The organism is Selenomonas ruminantium subsp. lactilytica TAM6421, assembly GCF_000284095.1.
GTDB lineage: Bacteria > Bacillota > Negativicutes > Selenomonadales > Selenomonadaceae > Selenomonas_A > Selenomonas_A lactilytica.
This window is the reverse complement of the sequence record NC_017068.1, coordinates 503885-521948: the sequence shown is the minus strand read 5'-3', so window position 1 is coordinate 521948 and position 18064 is coordinate 503885. Positions and strand designations below refer to the sequence as shown.

At 49.6% G+C, this 18064-nt stretch carries 16 protein-coding genes and 1 other RNA gene; 2 read left to right on the top strand and 15 right to left on the bottom strand.

Annotated elements, in window-relative coordinates:
- Window positions 1-193: 193 nt before the first annotated feature.
- The 3 genes from SELR_RS02415 to ffs all read right to left on the bottom strand — a co-directional run bounded on the left by SELR_RS02415 (window position 194) and on the right by ffs (window position 3010).
- Complete coding sequence (locus SELR_RS02415; RefSeq protein ID WP_014423609.1) at window positions 194-1036, bottom strand: MurR/RpiR family transcriptional regulator; 843 nt, start codon at window positions 1034-1036, stop codon at window positions 194-196.
- The gene (gene dnaX, locus SELR_RS02410) at window positions 1033-2751 is read right to left on the bottom strand and encodes a DNA polymerase III subunit gamma/tau (RefSeq protein WP_014423608.1); all 1719 of its coding nucleotides are present in this window, start codon (window positions 2749-2751) and stop codon (window positions 1033-1035) included. The genes SELR_RS02415 and dnaX overlap by 4 nt, the downstream gene beginning before the upstream one ends.
- Before the next feature lie 66 nt (window positions 2752-2817).
- Window positions 2818-3010, bottom strand: an RNA gene (gene ffs / locus SELR_RS18110) — signal recognition particle sRNA large type.
- A 102-nt stretch (window positions 3011-3112) separates the two neighbouring features.
- Here ffs and SELR_RS19485 point away from each other — a divergent pair.
- A complete protein-coding gene (locus SELR_RS19485) occupies window positions 3113-3208 on the top strand; it encodes a type I toxin-antitoxin system Fst family toxin (protein WP_419789598.1) in 96 nt (31 codons plus the stop codon).
- 400 nt (window positions 3209-3608) lie between these two features.
- On the opposite strand, the gene SELR_RS02405 is transcribed toward SELR_RS19485, so the two are convergent.
- The 10 genes from SELR_RS02405 to SELR_RS02355 form a co-directional block, all read right to left on the bottom strand.
- Window positions 3609-4013, bottom strand: coding sequence for an arsenate reductase ArsC (locus SELR_RS02405; protein WP_014423607.1), 405 nt, complete (start codon window positions 4011-4013; stop codon window positions 3609-3611).
- Complete coding sequence (gene arsB, locus SELR_RS02400; RefSeq protein ID WP_014423606.1) at window positions 4010-5056, bottom strand: ACR3 family arsenite efflux transporter; 1047 nt, start codon at window positions 5054-5056, stop codon at window positions 4010-4012. Before arsB ends, SELR_RS02405 begins: the two co-directional genes overlap by 4 nt.
- A 22-nt stretch (window positions 5057-5078) precedes the next feature.
- Complete coding sequence (locus SELR_RS02395; RefSeq protein WP_014423605.1) at window positions 5079-5495, bottom strand: thioredoxin family protein; 417 nt, start codon at window positions 5493-5495, stop codon at window positions 5079-5081.
- Window positions 5496-5509: 14 nt separating this feature from the next.
- Window positions 5510-6523 carry a permease gene (locus SELR_RS02390; protein WP_014423604.1) on the bottom strand — a complete coding sequence of 338 codons (1014 nt, stop codon included), beginning with the start codon at window positions 6521-6523 and terminating at the stop codon, window positions 5510-5512.
- Between the two features lie 166 nt (window positions 6524-6689).
- Window positions 6690-7004: an ArsR/SmtB family transcription factor gene (locus tag SELR_RS02385; RefSeq protein WP_014423603.1), complete on the bottom strand. Its 315-nt coding sequence runs from the start codon at window positions 7002-7004 to the stop codon at window positions 6690-6692.
- Window positions 7005-7128: 124 nt separating this feature from the next.
- A complete protein-coding gene (locus SELR_RS02380; protein ID WP_231848109.1) occupies window positions 7129-8346 on the bottom strand; it encodes a plasmid recombination protein in 1218 nt (405 codons plus the stop codon).
- A gap of 243 nt (window positions 8347-8589) precedes the next feature.
- Complete coding sequence (locus SELR_RS02370) at window positions 8590-8826, bottom strand: hypothetical protein (protein ID WP_014423601.1); 237 nt, start codon at window positions 8824-8826, stop codon at window positions 8590-8592.
- Window positions 8827-8930: 104 nt separating this feature from the next.
- Window positions 8931-10076 carry an AAA family ATPase gene (locus SELR_RS02365; protein WP_014423600.1) on the bottom strand — a complete coding sequence of 382 codons (1146 nt, stop codon included), beginning with the start codon at window positions 10074-10076 and terminating at the stop codon, window positions 8931-8933.
- The gene (locus SELR_RS02360) at window positions 10069-10401 is read right to left on the bottom strand and encodes a plasmid mobilization protein (protein WP_041914235.1); all 333 of its coding nucleotides are present in this window, start codon (window positions 10399-10401) and stop codon (window positions 10069-10071) included. The genes SELR_RS02365 and SELR_RS02360 overlap by 8 nt, the downstream gene beginning before the upstream one ends.
- Complete coding sequence (locus SELR_RS02355; protein ID WP_014423598.1) at window positions 10391-11473, bottom strand: site-specific integrase; 1083 nt, start codon at window positions 11471-11473, stop codon at window positions 10391-10393. Before SELR_RS02355 ends, SELR_RS02360 begins: the two co-directional genes overlap by 11 nt.
- A gap of 538 nt (window positions 11474-12011) precedes the next feature.
- Here SELR_RS02355 and SELR_RS02345 point away from each other — a divergent pair.
- Complete coding sequence (locus SELR_RS02345; RefSeq protein ID WP_014423596.1) at window positions 12012-12515, top strand: helix-turn-helix domain-containing protein; 504 nt, start codon at window positions 12012-12014, stop codon at window positions 12513-12515.
- A gap of 222 nt (window positions 12516-12737) precedes the next feature.
- Here the strand turns inward: SELR_RS02345 and guaA are convergent, their stop codons facing one another.
- Together guaA and malQ are read right to left on the bottom strand one after the other, a co-directional pair.
- The gene (gene guaA / locus SELR_RS02340; protein WP_041914520.1) at window positions 12738-14270 is read right to left on the bottom strand and encodes a glutamine-hydrolyzing GMP synthase; all 1533 of its coding nucleotides are present in this window, start codon (window positions 14268-14270) and stop codon (window positions 12738-12740) included.
- Between the two features lie 273 nt (window positions 14271-14543).
- A complete protein-coding gene (gene malQ, locus SELR_RS02335; protein ID WP_014423594.1) occupies window positions 14544-18017 on the bottom strand; it encodes a 4-alpha-glucanotransferase in 3474 nt (1157 codons plus the stop codon).
- Between the last annotated feature and the right edge of the window lie 47 nt (window positions 18018-18064).

The following is an 18064-nucleotide window of genomic DNA, read 5'->3' as shown; positions in this document are numbered from 1 at the left end:
ATACTTGTTTTGTTTTTTTATGGAAGCCCCTTTCGTCAGCCTTCGGCTGCCACCTCCCCCATAGGAGAGACTTTAAAAACACAAACAAAGCCCCTGGGGGTGATAGCTTTTCGTAGCGTTTGGCGCTTTTTGTCAAAGCGAAGAAAAGCTATCACCCCCAGGGGCGCCTTATCATATCAATGTAAACCAATATTTAATAGTAGAAATGCTTACTCAGCCACTGTTCTTTCTGCTGAGCGCTATGGAAATCCACTCTTGTCATCAGCACGGCGAACAAAATATCCATCACATATTTTGCCCCCGTCAGGAACACACGTGGCCCCAGTTCTTCCATGGACTTCACCGTTGCCACGGGGAACACCACTTCCGCCATATTGGCCAGGCTGGAATTTGATGAAGCCGTCAGAGCGATGATGGGATTGCCCCGCAGTTTCAGCAGATGGGCGATATCCAACAGCATCCGGTTTTCCCCTGTCCGGCTGATGAAAAACGCCACATGGTCCTTTGGGGCACCAGTGGCCTGCAGATACTGCATGGTCATGGCCGGATGCACCGTGGAGCACTTATTGGCCATGATAAAGCCTGTCGCCGCCATATTAGCAATATCCAGATTGTTATCCATGGCATAGAAATCAATATGGTCACTCTTATTGATGATGGCCAACGCCCGGACGAAATCCCCCGGTTCCAACATTCCTCTGGTCTCCTTGATGGAATCCAGTTCAATGCTGGTAACTTTATCCAGAATGCTGTGCACGGAATCCTTATCCGTCATGGCCAACTCTTCCCCATGGGGACGGTCTGTGTAACGCATCATATCCGCCAAGAATTTCACGCGAAACTCCGTATAGCCCCCAAAGCCCAGCTTCTGGCTGAAACGTACAATGGCCGCCGAACTCGTGAAGGTCTCCCTAGCCAGCTGTCGCGTGGACATTCCCGGCAGATTGCGGAAATGCGCCAACAGATAAGTGGCAATCATCCGCTCCGACTCGGAAAAACCTTCCTGCTCCTGTAACTGCTTGATAAGACCCTTCATTTATTGTCCTCCTCGATTTCCACCACATGGTCCCCAAAAATCTCAAAGGCCTTCTCCAAGGGGGCACGCTCCTCGGGAGGCATAGAATCCAAATCAACATGTATAACCGGCTCCTCTGGCGGAGGCGGCGGCAACGTTTTTTTCTTCGGTACAGGGCGGGGCGGCGGCATAGCCGGCGTATTCTCCCCACTGCAATGCAGACGCAGGGAACGCCCTGTAAGCTCCTGCAATATCTCTTCTATCAAGGAACGATAGTTGCGCATGGCCAAATCCGCCATCAGCACCCCCTGGAACTTCACCAGGAACTGCGTTTCCGTCATGCCCGCAAACTGTCCCTGATTCACACAGGCAAAAGCAGGCATCTTGCGCTCCTTCAAAGCCTGCAGAAGTTTTTCCCAAACCTCCGCATCGCTGGCCGTGATGGGCACGGCCTGCACCTCCTGAACAGGCGCGGCAGCAGGCATCGGACGCTTTGGCGGCTGCGGGGCGGCCTTTGCCGCAGGCTGAGCAGGCGCAGCCGCCGGGCGGGCCGCCAGCTGGGCGGCCATCTGAGCCAGCTTGGCTTCGAGGCTGGCCAGCCGTCCATTATCCACGGCGGTCGCTGCCGCCTGCACCGGCATAACGGCGCTATCTGCCGGATTGCAGAGCGCCAGCAGGGCTACCTCCACTGTAATCCGCGGCTGTGGCGACCACTTTAGCTCCGCCAGAGCCTCATGGAGTTTTTTGATCATGGCCATGATCTCTTCGGCACTGAAGAACTTGCCCTGCGTCTGCAAAATCTCATCCGGCTCGGCATACAGATCCATCTGTTCCAAAGTTCCCGTAGACTGATAAATCATCAGACTGCGCAGATGCAGCGACAGCTCCGTGAGCACCTGCTTGAGCTCCTTGCCATCCCGCAGAAGCTCCGCCAATACCGCCAATGCCGTCTGACTCTTATGGGCATAGATAGCTTCTGTCAGGCGGTAGATCGACTCATGCCCGATAAGCCCCAAGGTCTGCCGCACCCGGGCAGCCGTAAGTTCGCCATCCGCCAACGCGGAGCACTGATCCAGCAACGACAGAGCATCGCGCAGGCCGCCATCGGCCTGAATGGCAATCATATCCAAGGCTTCCGGCTCCACCTGCAGCCCCATTTCCGCCGTGACAGTCTCCAACCGGCCACGGATTTCCTCCACGGTGATCCGTTTAAAATCATAGCGCTGACAGCGGGACTGGATGGTTGGCGGCACCTTATGGGCTTCCGTCGTTGCCAGGATGAATACCACATGGGCGGGCGGCTCTTCCAAGGTTTTCAACAACGCATTGAAGGCCTCTGTGGTCAGCATATGCACTTCGTCGATGATATAGACCTTGTAACGCCCATCCACCGGCGCAAACTTCACCGTTTCCCGCAAGTCACGAATCTCATCGATACCGCGATTGGAAGCCGCATCGATCTCGAACACGTCCATGGAGGAACCGTCATTGATTTTCTGACAGGCCCGGCACTTACCGCAAGGCTCCGGCGTTGGCCCCTGCTCACAGTTAAGTGCCTTGGCCAAAATTTTCGCCGTACTGGTCTTACCAGTCCCCCGGGGCCCCGAGAACAAGTAAGCATGGCCAATCCGCCCGGTATTGATGGCGTTGCTGAGCGTCCTGCTGATATGCTCCTGCCCCACCAGATCCGCAAAGGTCTTGGGACGCCATTTACGATAAAGTGCAATATAGGCCATGCTGCTCCCCCACACAAAGTTTCTAATCAACACACGAAAAAAGACAGCCTTGCGGCTGCCCCAAATTCATCCATTCTTTTCCACGTCGAACCGCAGCCTCCAGGCACCCTCGCGGCACATGGAGCACCCCGCTTATCGCTGCTTCCTTCCGGACCTGACGAGGTTCACAGGACTCCATTGCGCAAGACCAAGACGCTGCAGCCCGACCTGAAAAAGAACATCATGCGGAAAAAGGGAATCCGCATAAGAACAGGTATGATTGTACCATTTTTAGCCAGCTGCGTCAATACTTTCTTTATCCCTCACACTAGTCTGTGTGATTGAGATGTGATAAAATAGGAACATCTCCTTGCGAAAGGAGGTGACTCTTTTGAAGGAGAACTTCATAACCCGCGTACTGATACCGCTATTGGTAGGAATCCTAGTCGAACTGTTTGGCCACTGGTTAAACCACTGAGACGGTAGATGAGGTACAAAAAATCCCCTGCGAGGACCATTCGCAGGGGATTTTTCTAATCTTTTGAAGTCGAAACTCATAACCCGTAGAGTTCTACTGCCTTAAGTATAGCACCACGCATCAGATAAATCAACTTATTTTACACACAGATTTTACCTTACTCAAATTCTACAACAGGACCCATTTCTTAAACAGTTTTGTTTAGAAGATATGTATTCCTGTTCTTCTGATTATTTGTGGTATCCATATTATCCTGAGTATCACAGCTATTGTTATCAAAATGTTATCAGCCGTGATAACACGGGATTGTCCCCTGCGGATAATATCAATCGGCTTGGATGTATTATAGCATTCGAAATCCGAAATCTCAATAACAGTTTTATGTTGGCAGTTTCGTCCCTCAAGCACTGTGCAGTATAGTCTCTTTGAGCAACTGGATATTTCTATCAACCTGCGCAATAACTGCACGAAATTCGTCATCCTGTTTTCCCGTAGGATCATCCAGCCCCCAGTTGTCATCAAATGGTCTTCCAATGAACGGGCAGCCTACATTACAACCCATGGAAATCGCTATGTCCGGCTCAGGAATATCGCTGATCAGTTTGCTGTACTGACCATCAGCTTCCATATCGATATTATAGAGTTCTTTCATGAGACGTACCGCATCCTGATTGATCTGAGGCTTCGTCTCAGTTCCGGCAGAATAGCTTTCAAATACATCTCCTGCCAAGTGTCGTCCAAGAGCTTCTGCTATCTGACTTCGGCAGGAATTATGAACGCAGATAAATGCTACTTTCTTTTTCATTTCTGAAACCATCCCTTCGTGCTGTTTGCAACCTTAACCAACAAGAGCATTACAGGGACCTCTGTCAGCACACCAACCGTTGTAGCCAGAGCAGCCGGGCTGGTCGTTCCGAATAAAGCAATCGCTACCGCTACTGCAAGTTCAAAGAAATTGGAAGCACCGATCATACCGGCAGGTGCTGCGATATCGTGAGGCAGCTTCACCAGTTTTGCTGTGATATACGCAACAGAGAATATCAAAACGGTCTGGATGGTCAGCGGTATAGCAATCAGAACGATATGCAGCGGATTTGAAAGGATCACCTCGGTCTGGGATGCAAAGATAAGAACCAGGGTCAGCAACAGACCAATCGTTGTCGCATTATCAAACTTGTGGACAAACTCATCCTCAAAGAAGGTCTGACCCTTTTGTTTTACTACCCGGATTCTTGTCAGAATACCTCCTGCCAACGGGATTACCACAAAAAGGATCACACTGATAAACAGAGTGCTGTAAGGAACGCTTACATTAGATACACCCAGCAAGAATTTCACGATGGGAACAAAGGCAATCAGAATGATCAGGTCATTAGTTGCAACCTGCACTACTGTATATGCCGGATTTCCCTTTGTAAGTGTACTCCAGACGAATACCATTGCCGTGCAGGGAGCTGCGCCTAAAAGCACTGTGCCTGCGAGATACTCCGTTGCAAGCTCCGGAGCGATGGATCCCTTAAAAATTGCAAAGAAGAACAGTGCCGCAATTCCATACATAGTGAAAGGCTTAATGAGCCAGTTCACGATCCAGGTCACAAACAGCCCCTTCGGATTTCTGCCGACCTGCTTTACGCTCTGAAAATCCACTTTCAGCATCATCGGGTAGATCATGATCCAGATCAGGATAGCAATCGGAATAGAAATACCGGCGATCTCCAGTTTTCCCAAGGTAGAAGGCACAGCAGGCGCAAACTTACCGATCAACACGCCGATTACCATACATGCTAATACACAGAGTGTCAGATATTTTTGGAAGGAACTGATTCCTGCCTGTTTTGTCTTTTCCATGAAGACCACCTCCAGATGTTAATTAGCAGTATCCCAGCTTCTTAAGCAGCTTGATGATTTCAGCAGGCTTCAGTGCTTTACCAGCGGATACGACCTTTTCGTTGATAACCAGTGCAGGCATACTCATAACACCGTAGCTTACGATCTTTTCCATATCAGTGATGTATTCCACCACAATGGACATTCCAAGTTCCTTTACTGCAGCTACAGTTGCTTCATTCAATTCGTGGCAGCTCTTACATCCCGGGCCAAGAACCTTAATGCTCCGAATGCCGCATTCACCGCCTCCGCAGCAGCCCTCACTTGCCACAAATTCAGGTGCATTTCCGTTGCAGGAGCAAACAGGCTCTGCCTTTACTTCAGGTGCAGGAGTGCTCCCACAGCAGGAAGTGTTCTCCTTAACTTCTTCTTTCTTCTTACCAAATCCAAACAGTGCCATAATTCATTCCTCCGTTAAATAAAAAGATATGCAAACGCATTAAAGATATATCCGATCAGGACGATGCCTGCAGATACCGTGACAATAAAGGTAATAAGCAGCTTTTTCTTCATGGCCTTAGCCAACATGATCATGGATGGCAAAGACAGGGACGTAACGCTCATCATGAAACTGATTACCGTTCCGAGTCCGGCACCCTTTGCCAGAAGCGCTTCAGCAATTGGGATAGCCCCGAAAATATCTGCATACATGGGAATTCCCACGAGACATGCAAGAAGGACACTGTACCATTGCTCTCTACCGAGAATCGACTGCACAATTTCCTGCGGAATCACATTGTGGATCAGAGAACCGATGCCAACACCCAGGAAAATATACGGCCAAACACGCTTTACGATGTCAACTACACCTTCGACAGCCACATGCAGTCTGTCCTTGAAGGTCAGCTTTTCTTCATCCGACTCCGCCAGATGTGCATTTCGGATATAATCCGCAACGTATTTCTCCATTCCCAGCTTTTCGATGATTGTTCCACCGGTCACAGCGATGACAAATCCAGTCACCAGATAGGCAAAAGCAATTTTCCAGCCAAACTGTGTCATCAGCATGGTCAGACTTCCAAGGTCCGCCATGGGGGACATAATCAGGAAGCTGAGTGTTACGCCAATCGGAAGCCCAGCGCTGCAGAAACCAATAAACAGCGGGATGCTGGAGCAGGAGCAGAACGGTGTCAGTATTCCCAATATTGCTCCCATCGCTCTTCCAGGAAAGCCTTTGATTCCTCCCAGGATTCTTCTGGTTCGCTGTGGCGGAAAATAGCTCTGTATGTAGCTGATAATGAAAATCAGTACAGACAGCAGAAAAAATATCTTAAAACTATCGTAGATAAAGAACTGTATTGCTGAATACAGCTTTGTTTCCGGATTCATTCCAATCGCTTGCAACAAACTTCCGATCAGTGTGTTTAGCCACCTGAGCCCTAACACCTGCTTCTGGAAGAAATCCCATATACTTATGATGCCATGCATAAGTAATCCTCCTTGTCAGATTGATGCCTATCTATATATCAAACCTAATATATGCCGACCCACTTCGGTCGGCTGCATCAGATAGATACTTATCTATTTATACATTTTATTTTTTGCCGGTATGTTTCAACCGGCACATCTTCTGCAGATATATTTCTTATTTATCTCAGCAACATGACTTCTGTTCTGCTTTGTCCGTGCTGTCTGTGCTGCAGCAACTGATAGAATTCAGATGCTCCTTGAACTCGATGAATCTCTCACAGTTAATGGAATAATGGTGCCACTTGCCCTCTTTGTAAGATGAAACAAGACCGCAATCTGCCAGAACCTTCATATGATGGGAAAGCGTAGGCTGCGTGACCTGAAGCTCATCCAGAAGCTCACATCCACATTTCTCGCCTATAGTCAGCATCTCAATAATACGCAGTCTGTTTGTGTCAGACATCGCTTTACAGATCTGGGATACTTCTTCTCTCGTCATACCATCACCTCACATAGATTTATATCTATGTGTATAATATCATACGCATAGACGTTTGTCAATGCATCAAAAAAGAAAACGGCAGCATCCGAGTTTCCCCGAATGCCGCCGCACTTACTGTTATTTACCTGCTGTCACGATCCACCTGTTTTCTTCCAAACGGTATTCCATGAGCTGCCAGTACATCTCTCAGCTTTTGATTCTCTTTTCTGAGACTGTCATTCTCGGATTTCAATCTGCCTCGCTCCATCTGCTCACGAATGCTGTCCCTGGAGCTGAGCTTTTGTTCCAGCTCAGCGATCTTATTCTTCAGCCCGGCAATGATACCCTTAAGCTTATCAATAAAGCTATCCTTTTGGGCCAACTGCTCCGTCAACTGGTCTACCTGTTTCTGTAATCCAATATCTTTCCGCTTATAGGTCACATACTTTTTAGCGGCAGTTTGGAGCGTTTCATATTCGGCTTCTGTCATGGATACCTTGCTGGTCAAGGCAGATTTCTTTGGCTGTACCTTCTCAATTTCTGCAAGCTTGACCTGCTGTTTTTCGACCGTAGCAAGTACAGCTTCTATCTCCTTCACTTCAGCCTGCGCCTGTTCTGCCTGCTGGTCAAGGGCCGCTATTTCTGACTTCTTCTCCGTTACCTGCGCATCAAGCTCCGCCACCTCCTCTGCGCGAACCTTCTTCTCGTATTCCAATACAGACAGGTGCTTCTCATGAGTGCTTTTGTGCTCCCACTCAAAGCCGTGTCGCTCCATAACCATTGCAAGCTGCTCTTTTTCAGATTGTACCCATTGGCTCCATTCTGTCTCTCTTCGTGTGCCACCCTTGAACCCCTGCGCAGCCAGAGCTTGTTTCAGTGATACCCTGGTATCAAGGCCACGCTTGCTGCCGGTAATAAATGGCACGAAATCAATGTGAATATGGGGCGTTGCTTCATCCATGTGGAGATGAGCTGAGAACACACACAGGTTCGGATTGCGCTCTGCAAAACCTCTGTAATATTCATCAAGAGCTGCCTTTGCGTGCGCTCCCACATCAGTAGTTGCTCCAGTATCATCGCAGTTACCGATCTGAAGGATTAGCTCATGAAATGGTTTCTCCTGTTTTCCTCTGCGGATCTTCTCGTAATAATCATCTATTCTTCGGTCAGATCTGGTCTGCTTGTCATTGAAGCGTTCCAAAGCATCATCGAACAGTCGGTGATACACCTGCCTGATATCTTCATTACAGTAATTGATATTCAGGGGAGTACGCTCCGGGTCAGTGTTCTTTGCATTGAACTGGCGGCTGTTATGGCTGACAGATCCTTTACCGACCATTGCACTGATGGTTCTCATCATATCAAATACATCACTTCCTTTGTAACGCCGCATCGGCGGCGGGTTCTGTTACTCTTGTCAAGAGTAACGCAAAAGCACTTTTGACAGCAGAGCCATCAAAAATGCAACCTGTAAACAGGTTTTGCGCTCTCAGAGGGCTACTCCCGACACCCTGCAGGTTTCGCCGTAGGGCATCTTCCGCTTCTCCTTGTCTGCCTAAAACAGGAGCGTGCCACGCTCCTGTCGTTTGTCTCCACGGAGAAATCACCATCGGAAACGCTCACGAACGCCACGTTCATCCAGGTATTCCTGCCGTGCCTTCTCTCGTTCTTCTTCCGTTGGTGCAGTCTTGTACTTCGCATAAAGCTCATGCCTTACAAGCGCATCGAGCTTCTGCTCCAAGCCTGTTGCAATTTCATCTGCATAGTCATCATCCTGAAACAGATGAAATTTGATAAGCGCTACGAACAGTTCGTAGGGCAGTTGAACATTTCTTTTCAAATCCTATCCCATCCTTTCCGTGACGGTCGTGACGATGGTGACGGTCTTTTTGAGACCGCCCCCACTATCAAAAACATCGTCACGAGCGTCACCATCGTCACGCTTCACTCTGTCTGCTCATAATGGAACTTCACCTTACGGCCGTTATGATTACGACTGCTGCTATACTGAATGTGATATTCATCAAGCAACCTGCCTGCATTTACATTCAGCTTGTAAGTCAGAGTATTAGGCTGAACATCCAACCCAAGTAATTCGATGAATTCCGTGGATGTTCCTTCCCAGTCCGGCTGTTCTGCATTGATATGCTTTGCAACCTCCGCAAGCAGAGGCTCAGGCGGCTCACGCCAGGGCTCCGTCTCTATCTTTTCAAGTTCCCATATCAGCCTCTCCGTATTACGCTTCAGGTAGAACCTCTGATCCTGAATGTCTCTGCCGGACACATCGAGTGTTGCTGCATTGGCAGTACGCTTTTCCTTTTTCAGCAAGAATGCACCGTCTGCAGCACCCATAAGACCATTTGTGCCGGAAATCATATCATAGGGATCATCTGCCTGCTGTTTGCGTGTATGATGCACCAGTATTAAACAGATACCCTTACTATCTGCAAAGTTCTTCAGACGGGTGATGATATCATAATCATTGGCGTAACTGTATTTATCTCCGCCCATTTCCCGGACTTTCTGCAGCGTATCAATGATAATGAGAACCGTATCAGGATGCTCCCTTACGAAGTTCTCAAGCTGCTCATCCAGTCCGTTTCCAATCTGTCCGGCTGAAACAGAGAAATACAGATTGTCTGTACTCTCTACACCGAACATCTGATACAGGCGCTTCTGCAAGCGCCCGTAATCATCTTCCAATGCAAGGTATAAAACTGTCCCGCGCCGGACAGGATAACCCCATAAGGGTGTGCCTTTACTTACATGATAGGCAAGCTGAGCCATGAAGAAGCTCTTACCCAGCTTGGGCGGTCCCGCAAACAGCTGTACCCCGGGATAGAGCATTCCATCAATCAGCGGCGGTTTGCTCTGATACACATTCTCATACAGCTCCGTCATGGATACCGTGTTGAGATAGTGAGGATCCAGGAGGCGGAAGAGCCGCCTCTGTTCCTCCCTGAGAAATTCATCATTGAATTCCGGAGCTTTCTCTGCTATATTATTGACAGTTATATTGTTTGGAAATGACTGCTCACCAGCTGCGCCAACAGCGGGAATCTGAGCAGTTTTTTCTTTTGTCTCACTCATTCGCACCTTCTCCTTTCATACCGCCGAGAGTGACCGTGATAAGCTCAATCAGCTCAAGCATTTCATCCGTTACCTCTCCGGCAATTTCAATTCTTTTGAGTTCGCCCAGCACAGATGCAAGCTGATCCTTAAGGGCCTTGTAAACCCTGGGATTGCCCTGTACCGTAATCTCACGACCAAGGCATCGTCTGTAGCAGTATTCCTGCTTATTCAGCCCGGAAAGAGCTACTGCCGCATTGATAGCCTCGTTCTCTTCCGGCGAAACCCTGAACCCCACCGTAATACTCCTGAAACGATTATGTCTGTCTACATTCTTAGCTGACATATTCTTCACCTCTTTCATTCAGTTTTCTTGCCATCTCATCCTGTTTGGAAGGAAAGAGATGAGCATAATCCAAAGTTATACGCTCACTTTCATGTCCTACACGATCTCCGATTGCTACCACGGAAAAGCCCATATCGATCAGGAGAGAAACATGGGAATGTCTCAGATCATGGATGCGGATCCTCTTAACCCCAGCTTTTTCAGCTCCTCTGTCCATCTCATGGTGAAGATAGCTTTTGGTGATGGTGAAGATCCTGTCTTTTTTCTTGAGCCCGTAAAGCTGGCTGAAATAGTCTTTCATCTCCTCACAGAGGAAGTCCGGCATCTTGATCGTACGGTTACTTTTCTTCGTTTTCGGAGAAGTGATTACGTCCTCTCCGTGCATACGCTGATAGGACTTGTTGATCCTTACCGTTTTCTTCTCAAAGTCAAAATCCGCAGGAGTAAGAGCTAAAAGCTCACCTTCACGGATTCCGCACCAGTACAGCATTTCAAATGCGTAATAGGAACGGGGCTTATCCATCATCACTTCGGCAAACTTCTTATATTCCTCTGTTGTCCAGAACAGCATCTCCTTATGCTCTTCAGAGCCCATGTTACCGACCTGTGATGCCGGATTGCGCTTCAGTTCATAGTAGCGGACAGCATGATTGAAAATGGCACTCAGCTGATTGTGGAGCGTTTTTAGATACGTTGCTGAGTATGCTTTCCCTTTCTCATCTCTGTGCGCAAGCATCTCGTTCTGCCAGGCAATGATGTCCTTATTGCTGATCTCACAGAGTTTTCGCTTCCCGAAGTATGGGAGAATCTTGGTTCGGATAATGTGCTCTTTGCTGTTCCATGTGTTTTCCTTGAGCCTCGGTCTCAGATCCTTCTCATAAAGCTCCACGAATGCCTCAAAGCTCATGTCCATATCCGCAGCACTCTTCAGCTGGAACATTCGCTCCCATTCCTGAGCTTCACGCTTAGTTGCGAAGCCTCGTTTGCATTTCTGCTTTCGTTCACCTGTCCAGTCCACATAGCGGGCCATGACATACCAGGTGCCCTTGTTTTCGTCCTTAAATACCGGCATTATTTACCTCCCTTTCTGATTCCGTAGAATCGTTCAAAAAAATAGTCTCGGCTGATCCTGCCCGGTATGGTCAGGAAGCCTTTGGCCTCCAGCTCTGCATTTAATCGCCGGATGACCTTGTACGCGTAAGCCTTGGATATATCGAGTTCCTTCGCTACATCGTCAGCTCGGATAAAAGTGTTCTCCATTGATAATCCTTTCTGCTTCTTTCGAAGCTGTATCAGTTAGTTTCACACCACCCTTCCTAATGCAGTTCCTGCCCCGGAGTCTCACCGCAGCGTATGGTTTCCTTTGGTACGCTCGCTCCTCTCAGAGGTCTCGGCGGTACTTCCCGGGGAAACATATCCCATTTGGTAGTGGCTATTCAGTTATCGCACTAAACACATTTGTTTAGTGTTCCATCATTATACTAAGCATATTTGTTTATGTCAATAGGCTTCGGAGAAAATAATTAAACTTTTTTGTTTTAGTTATCTTGACTATCCTTAAACAAATATGCTATAATACAGCCACTTACAAACACAGGAGTGATAACACTATGGCAATTGGTGAAAGAATTCGTTTTATCCGCAATCTGAAAGGCATGACCCAAAAGTATCTTGGTCAGATCATCGGTTTCCCTGAGAAAACTGCTGATATACGTATGGCTCAGTACGAATCCGGAACCCGTACCCCCAAAGCGGATGTAACCGAAGCACTGGCTCAGGCACTGGAGGTTTCTCCCGCTGCGCTGGCAGTTCCCGACATAGACACCAATATTGGCCTGATGCATACATTGTTTGCCCTGGAAGATCTGAGAGGTCTTAAAGTAGGACAGATCGATGGAGAGCTCTGTCTCCGACTTGACAAACATAAAGGTCTCGAATACATTTCCATGCTTGATATGCTTTCTGCCTGGTTTGAGCAGGAAGAGAAGTACCGTAACGGTGAAATCACCAAGGAAGAATACGACAGATGGCGTTATAACTATCCAAAGTATGACACCTATAGCCGCCGGGCAAAGGTTCCTTCCCAGGAGATTTCAGATCTGTTCACCAAGTAAAACCTTATAGACGCAAAAAATCCCTTGCCGAGATTTCTCTCAGCAAGGGATTGCTTTTTAATATGGATACCTTTCGAACACCTCTTGGAATCATTCTTTACCCCAAAACCACTTGGTACGCAGAATGATGCTCCTTCAGAGTTCTGTTATCAAATTGTTATCAGAAGAGATTTTCAAATTCAGAAAACCCAGTGTTTTCAAGGCTTTCCAGGCTTTTCACGATTACTCAAATTCAATCGTTGCAGGCGGTTTACCCGTGCAATCGTACATGACACGGTTAACCCCCTTCACTTCGTTGACAATGCGCGTGGTAACCGTCTGCAGGACTTCCCAGGGCAGCTGTGCGCTTTCAGCCGTCATGAAGTCAGAAGTCATAACCGCGCGCAGCGCAATGGCGTAATCGTAAGTACGACCATCCCCCATAACACCCACAGAGCGCATATTGGTCAGGGCTGCAAAATACTGGCCGAGGTTCTTGTCGGCACCGGCCTTGGCTACTTCCTCACGATAGATGGCGTCAGCTTCCTGCACGATCTTGACCTTTTCCTCGGTGACCTCACCGATAATGCGGATGCCAAGTCCCGGGCCTGGGAAGGGCTGACGGCTCACGAGATATTCGGGAATCCCCAGCTCACGGCCGGCATTGCGCACTTCATCCTTGAAGAGCAGGCGCAGCGGTTCCACGATTTCCTTGAAGTCCACGAAATCTGGCAGGCCACCTACGTTGTGATGGGACTTGATGACGGCAGACTTGCCCAGACCACTTTCGATCACATCCGGATAGATCGTGCCCTGCACCAGGAAGTCCACGGCACCGATTTTCTTGGCCTCTTCCTCGAACACGCGGATGAATTCTTCACCGATGATCTTGCGCTTGGCTTCCGGTTCCGTCACACCTTTGAGTTTGGCATAGAAACGATCTTTGGCATTGACGCGAATGAAGTTCACATCATAGGGGCCGTTCTCGCCGAACACAGCCTCTACCTGATCGCCCTCATCCTTGCGCAACAGGCCATGGTCAACGAATACGCAGGTCAGCTGCTTGCCGATAGCCTTGGACATGAGAACAGCGGCAACGGAGGAATCAACACCGCCGGACAGGGCACAGAGCGCCTTGCCATCGCCGATCTTTGCCTTGAGTTCTGCGATGGTCTTTTCCACAAAAGAATCCATCTTCCAGTCCCCGGCACAGCCGCAGACATTATAGACAAAATTTCTGAGCATGGTCTGCCCCTGCACCGTATGCATGACTTCCGGATGGAACTGCACGGCATAGAGATTCTCTGCCGCATTTTCCATAGCCGCCACGGGGCAAACAGGAGTATCAGCCGTTACCGTAAAACCGGCCGGAGCAGCTGCGATATAGTCGGTATGGCTCATCCAGCAGATGGTTTTCTCATCCACCTCAGCGAACAGCTTGGAAGCCTGTTCCTTGATGGTGACTTCCGTCTTGCCATACTCGCTGGTGGGTGCCGTGTCCACCTTGCCGCCCAGCTTATGCGCCATCAGCTGGGAACCATAGCAAATGCCCAATACCGGGATGCCCAGCTTGAAGAGTTCCTCACTGCAAGTTGCGGAATCTTCCTTGTAAACGCTGTTGGGGCCGCCGGTGAGGATTATACCCTTCGGCGCCATCTCCCGGATCTTGTCCAAAGACAGGGTATGGGGATGAACCTCGCAGTACACATGATTCTCCCGCACCCGCCGGGCAATCAACTGATTGTACTGACCGCCAAAATCCAACACCAAAATCATTTCATTTGCTGGCTTGCTCAAATTTTTTTCCTCCTATGTCTTGTCGAAAAAGCTTTTTAAAAATTATATCATAAGGATACATTAATTAAAAGCGAAAAAAGTACCTAAAAGGCGGAGGGCAGGGGAGGCAGTCACAACGGCGCCTTAGCACCACTGTGTAATGTACGCACTAAGCCCGGCGGCTGATGATGCTTTTCCATAGCGTTTGGCGCTTGCGTCTCAGCGAAGGAAAAGTATTATCAGCCGCCGGGCGTCTTAGCACAAAGATGTAAACTAACAGCGACCGTACTTCTTGCACAGCCCTTTGATCTTCTCTGCATCAACTTCCAGCAGGTAATCCGGCTTCAGGCACCACTTCCAGTTCAGCCCCACAGTCCCAGGCGTATTCATCCTGGCCCGTTCATCCAGCCCTAAAACATCCTGCATCGGCGCAATCGCCAACCTTGCTTCGGAAGCCAAACCAAACTTCATCAGCCCTTTGGCCACCTCCCAGGGACGATCCATTTTGACATTGAGCATGGAGGCTATGGCAGCCCGGGATGCATCATCCAGATCATGCTGATACCAGCCCACGGTGGTGTTATTATCGTGGGTGCCCGTGTAGACGATGCTGTTCTCCGGCGCCACAAAGCCCATCCGCCCCTGTTCATTGAAATGCAGCGTGAAGTGCAGCACCTTCATGCCGGGGAAACCGCAGGCGTCTCTGAGAGCTTCTACCTCATCGGTGATGATGCCCAGATCTTCTGCCACGATTTCCATATCACCAATCTCTTTCTTGATGATATCGAAGAACTCCTTGCCAGGGCCTTTGCGCCAATGACCGTTGATGGCAGTCTCTGCCTTGCCATCCACTTCCCAATAGGATTCAAAGCCGCGGAAGTGGTCGATGCGCACGATATCCACCAGACGGTGCAGATTCTTGAAGCGTTTCTTCCACCAGTTGTAGTTTTCCTTTTCCATGGCCTTCCAGTCATATTGGGGATTTCCCCAAAGCTGGCCCGTGGCGCTGAAGTAATCAGGCGGTACGCCCGCTACGGTCTTAGCCGTACCATCGGGATTCAGGTCAAACAGCTTCTGATTGGCCCAGACATCGGCACTGTCATGAGAAATGAATATGGGCATATCCCCCATGATCTTTATGCCCTTGCTGTTGGCGTAGGCATGCAGTTTTTTCCACTGCCGATGGAAGATAAACTGCACAAATTTCGCATAGCCCACAGCCTCTTCCATATGTTCCGCCAGTTGCTTCAGGGCTTTTGGTTCCCGGCGCACAAGCGCTTCCGGCCACTCAAACCAAGGCTTGTTCTTGAACTCTTTCTTGGCCGCATCGAAAAGGGCATAATCATCCAGCCAGCTGGCAGCCTCTTCGATAAAGGCCTGGAACTCGCCGTGCATCTCCACGTCCTTTGACTTCTGGAAAGCCGCCCAAGCCTTCTTGAAGCATTTCTGCTTGAAGGAAATCACACGCTCGAAGTCGATAAAGGAAGACTTGCTGACATAGGGCACCCGGGCTTCAGCCTGCGTGATCCAGCCATGTTCCAGCAGTTCATCCATATCGATCAGCAGAGGATTCCCGGCAAAAGCCGAGGGGGACTGATAGGGCGAATAGCCAAAGCCCACGGGCCCTAAGGGCAGGATCTGCCAAACCTTCAGCCCGGCAGACGCTAGGAAGTCCACAAACTTGTAAGCCTCTTTCCCCATATCCCCAATGCCGTATTTCGAGGGCAAGGAGGTAGGATGCAGGAGAATCCCTGCCGCCCGCTCGTATTTCCGGGGCAATGGTTCATAACGCAGGAGCCTGCCCGTCAGCGGCGGCATCTTCACATCCAACCTGCCGCGATGAGACAGCAGCGGTTCTGCTTTCACACCTTCCACTGCCACCATATCCACAAATTGCCCATCGGCAAAGTCGCTGATGTCGAGATGCACCGTCTGACTGTCCGTGCGGCTGCGATTGAATACGCTGATGAACGCACCATTTTCCGCATCCCCGCCGAAGACATCATGACCGCTGCGCACCACGCGGGCAAAGGCAATGATATCCCCCTCTGCCGTCAGGGAAAGCAGTTCCCCGGTCTGCAAAGCCGTATTGTCATTGCGGGCCTTGATGATGGTGCGGTAATATTCACGCAGTTCCTCATCCCCGCCCTGCCATTTATAAGGACGGCGGTTCGTAGGATCCTTGAACCCCTCCATGCCGATCTCATCCCCGTAATAGATACAGGGTACACCGGGATAAGTCATCTGGAACAACGCCGCCATCTTGAGACGGGCCTTGCCCACTTTATACATTTCCGGTGAAAGCTTGGCCCTGCACTGCTCGATAGCCGGCATGCCGTCATAATAAGGCGTCTCACCCAAAATCGTGATGGCCCGCTGCACATCATGGCTGCCGATCAGGTTCATCATGGCGTAGAAATTTTCCGGCGGATAGTTCTCCCGCAGGCTGTTGAACTGACGCATGGTATTGCGCCCCGGCACATAGCCCAGAAGGAAATCCAACAGAATCTTGCGGAAGGGATAATTCATGGCTGAATCCATTTCCTGACCGCAAAGATACTTGCGCGGCTGACCATAGGCCACCTTGTTGGAGGCATCTTCCCAGACCTCGCCGATCATCACGGCGTCTTTGTTCGTTTTCTTGAGTTCCGCATAGAAACTCTGGGAGAAGGGTTCGGGCAGCTCGTCGATGACGTCGAGACGCCAGCCTGCAATCCCCTCCTTGAGCCAATGATGGAGCACGCTGTCCGGATTCCGGATGATGAAATCCATATAGGACGGCGTCGTCTCCCGCACATTGGGCAGGGTATCGAAATTCCACCAGCAATCGTATTCATAAGGGAAATTGCGGAAACTGTACCATTCATAATAGGGTGACTTTTCTGACTGAAAAGCACCTACGCCATCGTATTTACCCTTGCGGTTGAAATAACGGCTGTTGCTGCCGGTATGGCTGAACACACCGTCCAATATGATGCGGATACCCTTTTTCTCCGCTGTTTCCACCAGTTCATGGAATTCTTCATTCGTCCCCAGGATGGGATCGATCTTATGGTAATCCCCGGTATCATAATGATGATTGCTTTCCGACTCGAACACGGGATTCAGATAGATGACGCTGATGCCCATATCCTTCAGATAGTCGAGCTTCGCCATTAGGCCGGCGATATTGCCGCCAAAGAAATCATAGGCAACGATATCCTTGGTATCCGGATCCTTGTAATAACAGGGATCGTCCGTCCAGCTGGCATGATAGACTGCGCCTTCTTTTTCAATGAGCCTGTCCCCCTGACGGGCGAAGCGATCTGGGAAAATCTGGTACATGATGGCATGCTTGAACCAATCCGGCGTCTTGGCCCCTTTATTGTAGACCGTGATCTGATAGGCCGGCGGCACATGCGGATAAATCTCCCCCTGCCCGCCCCACTGCTCATGGTTATTGCCATAGTAGCAGGTGCCATCACTGCAGGAAATAATGAAATAATACCAGAGCAGATCGCCCTTCTCCGGCATCTCATAATCGATGAAATAATAACGGTGATCTGCATCCAACGGATCTTTCGTCGCCAAGGGCAGGAGTTTTTCGCCAACCTTATCCTGCCAGACATGCAAAAGCACCTGATTGATCTGCTGTTTGCTCCGGATCTGCAGGCCAAGCCTCACCTTGCTTCCTGCTTCGGCTGCCCCCCGTGGGCAGCGGTAGTACACATTATGTGAGTTATGTTCTACTTCATTCCGCGTAAGCACTTGATTCCCACCTCTTCCTGCGGTTAAGGGCGGCAAAATAATTGCCG